Annotated in this window: 8 protein-coding genes; 7 read left to right on the forward strand and 1 reads right to left on the reverse strand. The window is 38.9% G+C overall.

All coding sequences use genetic code 11. The features are described 5' to 3' along the window. Nucleotides 1-21 precede the first annotated feature (21 nt). The gene (locus VCM39_RS03805; protein ID WP_322933766.1) at nt 22-591 is read right to left on the reverse strand and encodes a hypothetical protein; all 570 of its coding nucleotides are present in this window, start codon (nt 589-591) and stop codon (nt 22-24) included. A 759-nt stretch (nt 592-1,350) separates the two neighbouring features. Between VCM39_RS03805 and VCM39_RS03810 the strand changes: the two genes are divergently transcribed. The 7 genes from VCM39_RS03810 (at nt 1,351) to VCM39_RS03840 (ending at nt 13,613) form a co-directional block, all read left to right on the forward strand. Next, nucleotides 1,351-2,469, forward strand: coding sequence for a glycoside hydrolase family 26 protein (locus tag VCM39_RS03810; RefSeq protein WP_221650570.1), 1,119 nt, complete (start codon nt 1,351-1,353; stop codon nt 2,467-2,469). A 44-nt stretch (nt 2,470-2,513) separates the two neighbouring features. Beyond that, nucleotides 2,514-3,926, forward strand: a complete 1,413-nt coding sequence (locus VCM39_RS03815; RefSeq protein ID WP_255586026.1) for a T9SS type A sorting domain-containing protein — start codon at nt 2,514-2,516, stop codon at nt 3,924-3,926. A gap of 255 nt (nt 3,927-4,181) precedes the next feature. Then, nucleotides 4,182-7,169 carry a TonB-dependent receptor gene (locus VCM39_RS03820; RefSeq protein WP_322933767.1) on the forward strand — a complete coding sequence of 996 codons (2,988 nt, stop codon included), beginning with the start codon at nt 4,182-4,184 and terminating at the stop codon, nt 7,167-7,169. Between the two features lie 12 nt (nt 7,170-7,181). Further along, nucleotides 7,182-8,993, forward strand: coding sequence for a RagB/SusD family nutrient uptake outer membrane protein (locus tag VCM39_RS03825; RefSeq protein WP_322933768.1), 1,812 nt, complete (start codon nt 7,182-7,184; stop codon nt 8,991-8,993). A gap of 28 nt (nt 8,994-9,021) precedes the next feature. After that, nucleotides 9,022-9,405: a hypothetical protein gene (locus VCM39_RS03830; RefSeq protein WP_221650566.1), complete on the forward strand. Its 384-nt coding sequence runs from the start codon at nt 9,022-9,024 to the stop codon at nt 9,403-9,405. 71 nt (nt 9,406-9,476) lie between these two features. Continuing rightward, nucleotides 9,477-10,880 (forward strand): glycoside hydrolase family 28 protein, encoded by a 1,404-nt coding sequence (locus VCM39_RS03835; protein WP_322933769.1) that lies wholly within the window; start codon nt 9,477-9,479, stop codon nt 10,878-10,880. Between the two features lie 27 nt (nt 10,881-10,907). Continuing rightward, nucleotides 10,908-13,613, forward strand: a complete 2,706-nt coding sequence (locus VCM39_RS03840) for a glycosyl hydrolase family 28 protein (protein ID WP_322933770.1) — start codon at nt 10,908-10,910, stop codon at nt 13,611-13,613. The last annotated feature ends 129 nt before the right edge of the window (nt 13,614-13,742 follow it).

The following is a 13,742-nucleotide window of genomic DNA, read 5'->3' on the forward strand; positions in this document are numbered from 1 at the left end:
ATTGTTCGTATCATTCTTAATTTATTCAGATTTGGAATATACCATTATTGTTTGGAACATGTTGTCCCAGATAACTTTATTTGTTAGAGGGCAGCAAATTGCAAATGCAGTATGTTCGATTCCTTCATATTTATATTTGATGACATATACTTTGTCTCCTATCTTTATTTTGGACTTTACATTGTCTTTTAGCTTTTTTAGTTCTTTTGTGGATAGCTTATCTCCATACCTTACAATTGTTATCCATTGTTTATAATTAGAGGTTGCTTTACCTGTTTCTAAAAAGTAAGAACTTTTAGTGTAGCTGATTCTGGTATCTGTATTTCCAATCGTATTTGGGCTGCTGAACCATTTTATATATCTCTTTATTTTTCGAGAGGTATTCAATTCTTCCACGAATTCGTAGGATAGTAGCTGTAAATCATTTGCTGTCTCTACCACATTTGGAGTCCAATTTCTGAATAAATTATTAAAATTGTCCTCACAGGTTTGTATTTCACGACCATATTCATATATAGAAGTTTTAGAATCTTGTGCAGATACTGTATGGGAAATGAAAAAGAAGATGATTACTATATTTATATATTTCATGCTTTTTTAGTGTTTAATTTTATATATCAGATTTTATGTCCTTATACACGCACTAACTGTAGATCATTGTATCAGTAATTTTATTCTTCCTACAGTTTGTTCGGGTATATTGTGGAATGTTTCTCTTTGTACTATTCATGAATATAATTTCTACAAAGATAGTTATTGTGAAAGAAGTGGATATGCTCGTTCTAGCCCAATATGTATGTGGATCTACTATTATGTTAAGATATACATATTTGGCGAAAATATTATGACGCTAATGACCTCAATGTTTATATAACAGTAATTTGTTTTAAGAATAAAAAAATGTGATCGTTCATATATAGTTTCCTGTGAGTATAGTTGTGAGGTATATTGTATTCAATTACGCCAAAAATGTATTTTAAATATCATTGTACAGATTGGGTATATTAATGGCGAGATTAGGCATAGTGGTTTTGCTTGCTGTAAATTATATTTGTTTCCGGAAACAACATAGAATGATGTTTTTGATTGGTATTTCAATTCTGGTAAAAAAGGTTTGTTGATGTGAGGCTGGAAGTAATTGAGAGGGAGTAAAGAAGCACAAGAATATAGTTGTTTTTTTCTCCCGCTCTTTACTCAAAAAGGAAGAATTGTTTGCTCCTATTATAGATGAGTATGAGGAAAGATTCTCTTTGTTGATTTACACACACACACACAACTATATACTTTATTGTATCGGTCAATTTTTGATGCATTTAAACAATATATTATCACATAAATATTTATTTAACCATGAAAAACTGTTTTTTTATAGGAGTCGTCATCATTACTCTTTTTTCCTGCAAAACATCCGTAGAGAATAAGTCTCCGACTGATCCACAAGCTACTCCTGAAACTGTAACACTATACAATCGTTTGTTTGATTTGGCTGAAAAAGGTATTATGCTGGGACATCAGGACAGTCCATTGTATGGGCATGGATGGTATGGTGATGAGGAGCGTTCGGACGTTAAAAATATGGTTGGAGACTATCCTGCTATGTTCGGCTTTGAATTAGGACACATTGAATTAGGTTCCGAGTATAATTTAGATTCAGTATATTTTAGCCGGATAAAAGAGCACGTAATAAAACATCATGCTCGAGGCGGTATTTCTTCTTTTAGTTGGCATGCAGATAACATCGCAACCGGAAACTCAACCTGGGATTGTGTACAGGATACAGTTGTACGTTCTGTTTTGCCTGGAGGTGATCTGCATAAGGAATATCTGGTATGGTTGGGACGTTTGGCTGATTTCTTTTTAGACCTAAAAGATGAAACGGGAACTTACATCCCTGTCATATTACGCATGTATCATGAGCATACCGGAGATTGGTTTTGGTGGAGCAGCCAACAATCTACCCCTGAAGAGTATAAACAGTTGTGGATAATGACAATCGACTTTTTACGAAAAACAAAGCAGGTACATCATTTGCTTTATGCTTACTCATCATCCAATGTCGAGAGTAAAGAACATTATCTGGAGCGCTATCCGGGAGATGAATATGTGGATATTTTAGGATTTGACCATTACTTGAAAGGGCGTACACAGGAAAACGTCGAACAATATAAAAAAGATTTTGAGAGAAATATTAAGATTGTGACGGAATATGCAGTTCAGTCTGGTAAACTACCTGTAGTGGGCGAAACAGGCGAAGAGTCTGTATGGGATACTACCTATTTTACGAATGTAATTTATCCTATCATCAACAACTATAAATTAGGCTGGATTTTATTTTGGCGGAATGCTTGGGAAGCGGATAAACCCGATCATTACTATTTACCTTACCCAGGACATCCTTCTGAAAATGATTTCAGGCAATTTGTTGATATGCCTTTGATTTTGATGAACAAAGATATTAATGAGAAATAATTTTATTATAAACTAATATGTTTAATCTTGAAAAAATTGAAATTATGAAAAGAGAATTTTACAAAAGTATGATTTTAGCATTGTCGGTAACCCTGTTGTCTGTAAATGCAAACGCTCAGTTTGCCGGTGGTACCGGAACAGAGGAAGATCCGTACATTATCCAAACGGCAGAGCAATTGAACGAAGTTCGTAATTATCTGGATGGTAATAATTTTCAGTTGAGTAACGATATAGATTTAACTGATTATCTCGCTGCTAATTCTGCTGAAAACGGTTGGCTACCTATCGGAAATGATCCGGAAAGTGGTATTTCAGGAGCATTTGATGGTAACGGACATGTCATATCTGGTTTTTACATCAATCGTCCTGATCTTACCAATGTCGGGTTATTTGGATCGGTAAAGTCAAGCAAATTGTTCAGTGTGAAGAACTTAGGGATTATTATAACTGAAGGAAAAGAAGTAAAAGGGTTGGACAATGTGGCCGGAATCATCGGACAAGTTCCTTATACTGGTCAAACAATTAAAATAACCGAGTGCTTTGTCATTGGAAATATTACAGCTGTAGGTAATGGTGCCGTTTCCGGATCAGCTACAGGAAATGCAGCTCCTTTTATTGCCATGACCTCTGCATTAGGACGCGTAGAGTTACTAAACTGCTATGCTGTTGGTAAGGTATATGGTTTTGCAAAAGCAGGAGGATTGGTAGGACAGGGATATAGAGGAATAAAGATTGAATCATCATATTCTACTTGTGCTGTAGAAGCCGGTACCAATAAAGCACAGTCAAAAGCCGGAGGCCTTATCGGTGAATGTGGTTTTCCTAACGGAAATGCTATTCGTCATGACATACTTTATTCAATTGCATTGAATCCATCTGTTAAAGCACCTAATGCTGTAGAGGATAATATTGGACGCTTGGTGGGATATGAAAAACCGGATAACACGGGTAAATATAATTATGAGGTTGCTTATGCCTGGGCGGATATGCTTGTGAATGATGCAATTGTAACTAACGGGTTGGAAACGAACAAGAATGGATTGAATCAGACCTCTAATGATGTAATTAAAGAAGTACTTTATTTTGGTGACAATATGAATGATTTTCTGTTTTGGGATCCGGCTGTTTGGTCAATGGGTAACGGAAATTATCAGCTGCCTATATTAAAGGCTTTTACAGCCGAAAAACAGCCCAATACCAAAGTCGCTCATTTACCAGAGAACACTGGTACCGGTTTTATAATGGCAGATTCTGGAAAGTTATCTGTATATCCGTCTGTAGCGAAAGATAAAATTGCAATCGCTAACAAAGAATCCGGAACAGAAGTTTCGATCTATGATCAGGTAGGTAAATTGGTGTTGACAAGTTCTGATTCGGAAATTAATGTATCCACATTAAATACTGGCTTATACTTGTTGAACATACAAGGTAAAGTGGTGAAATTCATTAAAGAATAATCACTGGTATATTATCAGTTAAAGAACTAATAGTGGAAAATATCATCTATCAACTTTCAATAATAAATCCATATTATTTATTCGCTTGTATTTAGTAAACAAAATTCCATTATTAGCTCTTTTTTTAATCTAAAATAATAAAATGACATGATCAAATATGTAAAAAATGGAATCCTTGATACCATGAAAAACAGAAGGCGGTTCATTATATTTATCTCCATATTAATGTCTGTATCATCTGTATTTGGGCAAGCAATGAAAACATTGACTGGAACCGTAACAGATTTATCAGGAGAACCATTGATTGGAGTAAGCATTGTCATAAAAGGAACTACTAACGGTACGGTGACCGATATTGATGGAAAATACTCATTAAGTATACCCAGTGAAAATAAAAAGGCTACTTTGATTTTCACTTATGTTGGATATTTAAAACAGGAAGTTATTGTTGCCGGAAAAAACACATTGAATGTTGTCATGAAAGAGGATGACAAATTACTTGATGAAGTAGTAGTGGTGGGTTATGGTGTACAAAAACGAGTGAACATGACCGGTTCGGTATCTTCAATAAAAAGCGAAAAGATGACAACCATGCCGGTTGCTAATGTCTCGAATGCACTGGGAGGCCGGGTTTCCGGATTAGTTACTCAACAAGCTACCGGTGAACCAGGGAATGATGCCTCAACTTTGTATCTTCGTGGAAACAAAAATCCGCTCGTGCTGGTCGATGGTATCGAAAGCGAGTACAATATGATCAACATGGAAGAAGTAGAGTCTGTCACATTGTTGAAAGATGCATCGGCGGTCGCTCCTTATGGTTTAAAAGGAGCCAATGGCGTGGTATTGATTACTACCAAACGTGGGGGGAATTCACAGGGAAAAATTACCTTCAACTATAACGGTGAGTTCGGATGGCAAAAACCCACCAACACGCCCGAATTTATGAGTGCTGCCGACGGATTGCGTCTTAAAAAACTGGCATATGAGATGGATGGTATGAACGACGAAGCCAATGCCATTACCGATGAAATTCTGGCAGCACACGAAACAGATACAGACGCTTATCCCAATACTGACTGGGTGAAAAATTACATGAATACTTCTACCAGTCAAAAACATAATATCGTGCTTCAAGGAGGTAATGATATCATAAAAGCTTATGTTGCGTTGGGATACATGAAGCAGGGTAGCATGCTCAGTGACGATCAGTATTACCGTCGTTATAATGTACGTGCTAACCTTGATTTAAAACCCACTAAGACTACCACTGTTTCTGCAGACTTGGGGCTTGTGTATGACCGTAAAAGAACCAACGCATCCTCTGCAGAAGCGGCCATGACAAATATCTACCGTGCGAAAGCTACGGAAGCAGATGTATACGGCAACGGATTACCCGCCTTTCAATCGTCCATTGGTGGTAGTATGTATCAAACCATTTATGGCGGAGGAGATAAACGCAATGAGAACAACTATCAGAATCTGAGTTTATCTGTCAATCAGGAACTCTCTTTTATCAAGGGACTGTCGATAAAGGGGTTGTTTAATATGAACCGCAAAGACACAAACAGTAAAAACTGGACTTATCCTTATGAGTATTATGTATACGATGCCGCTAATGACAAATACAACAAATCCGAATTACAGTCTGACGAAGAATTGTCACAGTCTACAAGGATAAATGCTTATTATACTGTTCAGGCATATCTCAATTATGCCAATTCATTCGGCAAACACAATCTTTCCGGCTTGTTTGTTTACGAACGCCGGTGGGGAGGAACAAAGGTAAATTATAGTGCCCGCCGTACACAGTTTGATGTGCTGATACCCGAACTGAATATGGGTTCTAAAGATAATCAATATAACTCCGGAACCTCTTCGGCCGAAGCGCAAGACGGTTTTGTTTTTCGGGTCAATTACGATTTCGCCCAGAAGTATCTCGTAGAATTGGCCGGTCGTTATGATCGTACCTATCAATATGCTCCTGACCGTCGTGCTGCATTCTTTCCTTCCATCTCACTGGGATGGCGCATTTCCGAAGAAGTATTTCTGAAAGATGTCCGTAGCATCGATAATTTGAAAATCCGTGCCTCTTATGGTAAATCCGGAAATCCGGTTGGTAACCCTTTCCAATGGAGTCCTACTTATACAGTGGGTAGCGGCTATGTATGGGGAACCGGTACTCAATCCACTGTTTCAGGTTTGTATGAAAGTGCAGAAGCGAATCCTTATCTGACATGGGAAACTGTATTGAAAGCCAATATCGGTTTTGATCTTTCAATGTGGAATGGATTATTGGGAGTGGAAATGGATGTATACCGTGATTTACGACGGGATAAGATTATCATCCCTACAGACGACTTCCCTACAGAATACGGAATCAAGCCTTCTCAATATAATGCCGGAAAAGAAGAGCGTTATGGAGTTGACCTTACCGTAACCAATCACACGGAAATCAACCGTAGTTTCTCTATCGACAATTCTTTTGTATTCGGATTTTCCCGGGATAAACAAGTTGATATAGCAGAATCAATGGGTACTTACAGTATTCCACGCTTTCGCCGGACTGGTAAATCAGCATCGCAATTAAGAGGTTATATTGCTGAGGGATTATTCAGCAGTCAGGCAGAAATTGACAGTTGGGCATACCAGAGCGCTTCGACTCGTCCCGGTGATATCAAGTATCGCGATATCAATGGCGATGGTAAAATAGACAATGAAGATGAAACGATCATTGGCCGTACCCGTGTACCGGAAATTATGTACGGATATACCTTTAGTGCGAAATACAAGAACTTTGATGTCAGTCTGTTTTTGCAAGGTACAGGACATTCGGATTTCTATATGGGACAAGATGCAAAAGGTTCTTCTGACCGGGGAGTTCGTTTCCCATTCAAAAATGATAAACCCCGAAAGGATCATATCAACTCATGGACTGTAGATAACCCTGATCCCAATGCTAAATATCCACGCTTATCTACCATCGAAGGCATGAACTATGTGACTTCTTCTTTCTGGGTTGTAAATACAGCTTATTTGAAACTGAAATCTCTCGAATTGGGATATAATCTCGAACAGCGTCTGCTTAAGAAAATTCGGGTGGATAACATGCGCATATACTTAAACTTTTACAATTTATGGACTATTTATTCTTCCATGCCAAAAGACTTCGATGTTGAAAACCAAAATTATAATGCTTATCCACAACAGTTTGTAACCTCTTTGGGTATCAATATCACATTTTAATAAAAAGGAATCATGAAAAAGATAATAATATTTGCTACTGTCGGAATAGTCCTTGGATTCTTCAGTTCATGTACAGACTTCATGGATATCGAATCGAGGACATCCATCACTGACGAAGCCGTGTGGTCGAGCAAATCGGCTACCGGACTATATATCAATGAAACCTACCACAGGACTCTTGATGGTCCTTTGTATTGTATGACCAAAGGTATTAGAGACTGGTACTCCTTCGATCATGCTTGGACTGATGATATGGGAATTTCCGGATTTATCTCATTGTCTGAATTTAGTTTTACTGCTGCAACAATTCCCCAGCCAATCAGAGGCAGATGGGATGCTTTATATGAAAACATACGCAGAACCAATCTTGGATTGGAAAAGATAAAAATATCGGAAGTACTGAATGATATCGAAAAAGAGCGGTTCTTGGGAGATATGTATTTTCTACGTGCATTAAATTACTTCGAGCTGTGGCGTTTTTGGGGAGGTGTACCACTGATAAAGAAAGCATTGAATAAAGATGTAGACGATATATACTATCCGAGAAGTTCATCAGAAGAAACTTTGAATTTGATTATAGAGGATTTTAAGGAAGCTGCAAAACGTTTACCTAAACGTTCGGAACTTCCGACTGCTGAATACGGTCGGGCAACCAGAGGGGCAGCCGTAGGCTTTCAGGCTATTGCCTATCTCCATGCTGCGGGTGTAATTGACGCGAAATATTATGAAGATGCTGCAAATACAGCTAATATATTGATAAGCGGTGAACTAAAAGGTGAATATAGTCTGTTCCGTGAAAATGACGGAGACCCTACGGAGAAATCTACTCCCCGAAAGCTAAGTAAAAAAGCGGAGAATTTTGCCAATCTTTTTTTGGAAGCATATGAGGGTAATGAAGAGGTACTTTTTGACGTCCAATATAAAAATCCCGATCGTAATCAGCAAGGTTATCAAACCATTGCAGCTCCCGGATATCCGGGTATAGGCAGTGATTATGGTTGGGGATGCTCTAACCCTTCGCAAATGTTGGTTGATGCTTTTGAGATGCAGGACGGTACCTCTTTCGACTGGAATAATACTGAACAGTCTGCACATCCGTATGAAAACCGGGATGCCCGTTTCTATGCTTCTATCCTCTACGACGGAGTTGTATGGAAAGATTCTACACTCTCACTGAGTACTAATCGGTATGTATGGGACGAAAACAATCGCAGAAAATGGAAAAATGTATCTGACAACCTTCCTAATGGAATGTATTGTTCGAAAGTGGAGTCTACCAAGACTGGTTATTTTATTCGTAAACATCAAAATGAAGAGGTTAGTTGTGGTACTAAAAACCGATATTTGAATATGGACGGTGAAGGCGGAAACCTGATTGTACTGCGTTATGCCGAAATTTTATTAACCTATGCCGAAGCGAAAAATGAAGTATCCGGCCCGGATCAGTCCGTATTTGATGCCATCAATGCTGTACGACGTCGTGCCGGACAACCGGAAATCTCCGGTTTGGGACAAAATGAACTTCGTGAACGTATCCGTAACGAACGCCGTGTGGAATTGGCTTTCGAAAACAAAAGATATTTCGATATTCTACGATGGAGAGCAGGCGATAAGTATCTGACAGGCCCTTTTTACAAAATGGAAATTGTTTACCAAGAGCCTCTTGAAAAAGTACCGACTTCGATCTCTGTACCTATATACAATCCTCGTTCAGTATACTTCGAAAGAATTTTTGATTCACAAAAGAATTATTTGTTACCCATACCACAACATGCAATAAACCGCAATCCTAAATTAGTAGGACACCAGAATCCGGGATGGTAATAGTCAACGAATAAATAAAGAAAAAGTTATGAAAAAAATAATCTATATAGCATTTATTGCTTTGCTTACCGTAACGACAGCCTGTTCAAAAATCGATTACCAAATAAATGAGGCATATGAAACAGCCGAAATAACAGGTATCACTCTCTATGCGGTAAGTGACAAACCGGTTAATGTTGTCGAGTCTTTTGAAATTGATATGGAAAATACATCAGTACAGGCTTTTGTCCCCCAAGGAACTGATCTGACCCATCTAAGATTGGTACTGACAATATCTACCGGAGCTACCGTAACTCCAACTGTGAATGGATTTATCGATTTGAGCGTTCCCAAAGAGTATACTGTTACATCCCCAAACGGTCTGATTAAAAAAAACTGGACGATTGATGTGGATGTCGTTCAGAGCGAATGATCGATAAACGATGATGAAAAGCATTCAGGTGAAATAGTAATATAAAGATAAATTAAAAAAGAAATTCTATAATGAAAAGGAGTTTATTGACACTTATTGCCTTTTTTTGTACGTTAAGTATTTTCTCCTATACAGTTGATATAACCACATTAGGTGCTAAAGGCGACGGAACTACTAATAATACTGCTCTTATACAGAAAGCCATAGACGATTGTTCGGCACATAAAGGAGGAACGGTAAGCGTTCCTCCCGGACAGTTCTTGACCGGAACACTCTTTATGAAATCCAATGTGAATCTGCATCTTAATTTTGGCGCGGAACTCTTGGGTAGCACCGATTTGAGTTCGTATCATAAAGCGTTTCCCGGTCTGAAAGGAAAAGAGACACCCGCCATTATCTTTGCACGTGAAGTCAGTAACATTGCCATAACCGGATTTGGTACGATTAACGGTCAAGGTGCACATCCGAATTTTCAACATGGCAATGACTCCAAAGGAGGTCCCAAACGCCCTAAAATCATCTATTTTATTGGTTGTGAAAATGTCCGAGTGCAAGATGTAACTTTAAGAAATTCAGCTTATTGGGCACAGGATTATGAGAAGTGTGATGGGGTTGTCATACGCGGAGTTAAGGTATACAGCCATGTTAACTGGAATAATGACGGGCTTGATATCGATAGTCGCAACGTGGTTGTATCGGATTGTTATATCGATTGTGACGATGATGCATTATGTTTGAAAAGTGATACTGATACTCCATGTGAGAACGTCACAGTTACAAATTGTGTATTGAAATCAAATTGTAATGCAATAAAGTTTGGTACATCTTCGTACAGCGGATTCAAGAATATTACAATTTTAAATTGTACGATAGATAGAGCTTCGGAAGACCACATCCGTCAGTGGTACAATAACTATCCATGGATCGGTACCACTCAGAAAACTGCTGTAGCAGGTATTGCATTGGAGTCGGTGGATGGAGGAATTATTGAAAACATTTCTATTTCAGACATTGCCATACGAGGTGTACAGACTCCCCTATTTATTCGCCTGGGTGATCGGAAAAGAACTTTCAGCAAACAGATGAGCCGAATTAATGATGTAATGATAAGTCATATTGTTGCCCGTAGTGAAGGAAAGGTAGCTTGTTCTATAACGGGAGTTCCCGGAGGTGATGTTAAAAACGTTATCATCAATGATGTTATCCTTATTACCGATGCTGAAGTTACCAAATCGGAGATAAATACCGAAGTTCCGGAAGCAATTGATAAGTATCCTGAGAACAGGATGTTCGGTACGATTCTGCCGGCTTCAGGTTTTTACTTACGCCATGTTGATGGCATCACTTTCAATAATGTTAGAATGTCTACCTTGAAACGGGATGAACGTTCTATGTTTTATCTGGATGATGTGAAAAACTTCATTCAAAAGGACTGTACGCTCAACAACGCTCAAGTGACAATAAAGAAGAAATAATGGTTGAACTTTAAAAGTTTGAATAATATGAAAACAATAGAAACAAAGGGGCTTCTGAAGTATTGGAGTCTTATTTTCATCCTTTGTACAAGTCTGTCGCTTCACGCTTCGAACAGCAATTTTACTTCTGGTGTGGGAACGGCTGAAGATCCGTTTATTATTAATACGGCTGAGGAATTGAATCAAATGAGAGATCATCTGAATGCGTATTATAAACTGGGAGCAGACATTGACTTGGCTACGTGGATTACGGACAACTCTCCGGAGACCGGATGGCAGCCAATTGGTACGTCAGCTGCCCCTTTTACTGGAAATATAGACGGAAACGGACATGTTATTGAAAATCTCTGGATAAGTATGAATGCCGAAAATGTCGGCTTTTTCGGAGTGATCGGTGGCGATGTAACTATTAAAAGGTTGGGAATAGTGGTTGCAGACGGTAAAAGAATTACAGGAAACAGTAATGTGGGAATCCTTGCGGGGCTCTCTACAAATGTGGGAGGTATTAAGCAAACCCTTATAAAGGAGGTATACGTCGCCGGAAATGTTGAATCCAAAGGTACTTTAGTAGGAGGAATCATTGGAAGAAATAATAATCAGAACATCATCATTACTAACTGTTATGCTAAAGGCAACGTGTTTGCTACAGCTGATGGAGTAGGTGGTATTATGGGAAGTACGTATGGAGGATGTACTACATTAATAGACAAATGTTATACTCTAAACAACATCCAAGTGGATGGAGGAGGATCTACTGGTGGAATAATGGGTACCGCTAGTGTACCCGATGCGGCTATCGGACAAATGAATGCTACTATATCCAACTGTGTCGCTATCAACAAATCAATTACCGTACGGGATGCAACTCCCAGCCGTATCTTTGCATGGGCTAAGCAAGATAAAATAACGCTTATTGCCAATTTGGCCTTTTCGGGTTGTACTATTAACGGGGCTCCTTTCTCCAGTACCGATGCCAATGGTAGAAACGGACAAGACAAAGATGCTGATGAACTTGCCATACAGAACACCTATGATGGTTGGGACTTTGAATCTGTCTGGACAATGGGAAATGGGGCTTATCAGCTTCCGGTCTTGAAGTCAATTTCACTGGCCTTGCAACCCGTCGATGAATATAATCTGGGAATAGAGTCTGACAATCCTTTTGTTGATTTAGTACCTAAAGGAGGAGAGCTGAATGTAGTGGAGTCCTGTGGAATATCGAATAACGGACGCGAGGATGTGACCGATCTGTTACAACAAGCTATCGATGCGTGTTCTATAAAAAAAGCAACAGTAGTAGTGCCCAAAGGTCGCTACCAGATTCGTCCCATCTTTCTTCGTTCCAATATGACATTGCATCTTGAAGAAGGGGCACAGTTGTTAGGAAGTCGTGCAATTCAGGATTATCGTAATGCATTCCCCGAAGCTGGAGCCATTGAAACCAGCGCTTTGGTATTTGGTAAGAATATTGAAAACGTGAAGGTGACTGGTACTGGAATAATTGACGGACGTGGGAATGCACCTGATTTTCAGTTTGGAAACGGAAAAGGAGACCGTCCTAAGGTGCTTCATCTGGTTAATTGCAGAGACGTTGTGGTAGAGAATGTAACCCTTCAAAATTCCGCTTTCTGGACGGCGCATTTTTTATTGTGTGACGGAGTGAAGATCAGAGGAGTAAAGGTTTACAGCCATTCAAACTGGAATAATGATGGTTTGGATATCGACTCCAGAAATGTGGAAATTGATGATTGCTATATTGATTGCGATGATGATGGCATATGCATGAAAAGTGACCGGGGAATTCCGGTTGAAAATGTAATTGTAAAGAACTGTACCATCCGCACCAATTGCAATGCCATAAAATTGGGTACTGCCGGAAAAGCCGGATTTAAGAACATTAGTTATACCGATTGTGTGATAGAAAAAGCTAGTGAAGACAATTTCCGTAAACATTACGAGAAACTTACCTGGTGCGGTATTACCCTACAGGGACCATCAACCATCTCTGGCATAGCTTTGGAGTCGGTAAATGGGGGTATATTAGATGATGTAAGAATTTCAAATATACAGATGAAAGATGTGCATACAGCTATTTTCCTCCGATTGGGAAAACGTGATGGCTCCCCACGAATGAGCGAACTAAAGAATGTTGTCATTTCAGACATCAAAGCTACTTGTGTGAGCAAGGTAGCAAGCTCTATTGTTGGTGTACCAGGAGGTATTATTGATAATGTATTCATTAAAAATGTAGAAATAACTTTGCCCGGTGGCGGCACAATAAATGATGCCAATGCGAATGTGCCTGAGATGATCAACGGTTATCCGGAGTCGAATATGTTCAGTACTCCCTTGCCGGCTTATGGATTTTATGTACGACATGCCAACAATGTCAAATTTGAAAATGTCAGCTTTAAATTGAACGGAACAGATGCCCGTCCGGATTATATATTCGATGATGTGACGGGAGAAGAAATTACCGGTTTATCGCCTGTTGTCGACGGTAAAGATTTCCGGATCACACTTGAGGAAGGATCTTTAAAGATACAACCCAAAGCAGGGAGCTTTATAAATATTGACGTCATTGATATATCTGGAAAAACGGTTTGTTCTGCAATAGATGGTAAAAATGCTATAAACGGTATTATCACAATTAGTTTGCCGGAACGTGGTATCTTTTTAGTATCTATCCGTACAGATAAAGGAAGATTCGTACGTAAGGTTATTAACCTGTAATTTGTCTGAAGATAAGAGAGTAAATATCTTTATAAGTTCCCATGAGGGCATTATATGACACCGGTTTCTCATGGGAATTCAATTTACGATTAAATACCATATGGATTAGAAAGTAAATTATATCGGAAA

Origin of the sequence: Bacteroides mucinivorans, from assembly GCF_034654355.2 — a bacterium.
GTDB lineage: Bacteria > Bacteroidota > Bacteroidia > Bacteroidales > Bacteroidaceae > Bacteroides > Bacteroides nordii.

What these genes read in the sequence shown, in the direction of transcription:
- VCM39_RS03835 (WP_322933769.1), top strand. Translation starts at nt 9,477, where the DNA reads ATGAAAAGGAGTTTATTGACACTTATTGCCTTTTTTTGTACGTTAAGT.
- VCM39_RS03815 (WP_255586026.1), top strand. Translation starts at nt 2,514, where the DNA reads ATGAAAAGAGAATTTTACAAAAGTATGATTTTAGCATTGTCGGTAACC.
- VCM39_RS03840 (WP_322933770.1), top strand. Translation starts at nt 10,908, where the DNA reads ATGAAAACAATAGAAACAAAGGGGCTTCTGAAGTATTGGAGTCTTATT.
- VCM39_RS03830 (WP_221650566.1), top strand. Translation starts at nt 9,022, where the DNA reads ATGAAAAAAATAATCTATATAGCATTTATTGCTTTGCTTACCGTAACG.
- VCM39_RS03805 (WP_322933766.1), bottom strand. Translation starts at nt 591, where the DNA reads ATGAAATATATAAATATAGTAATCATCTTCTTTTTCATTTCCCATACA.
- VCM39_RS03820 (WP_322933767.1), top strand. Translation starts at nt 4,182, where the DNA reads ATGAAAACATTGACTGGAACCGTAACAGATTTATCAGGAGAACCATTG.
- VCM39_RS03810 (WP_221650570.1), top strand. Translation starts at nt 1,351, where the DNA reads ATGAAAAACTGTTTTTTTATAGGAGTCGTCATCATTACTCTTTTTTCC.
- VCM39_RS03825 (WP_322933768.1), top strand. Translation starts at nt 7,182, where the DNA reads ATGAAAAAGATAATAATATTTGCTACTGTCGGAATAGTCCTTGGATTC.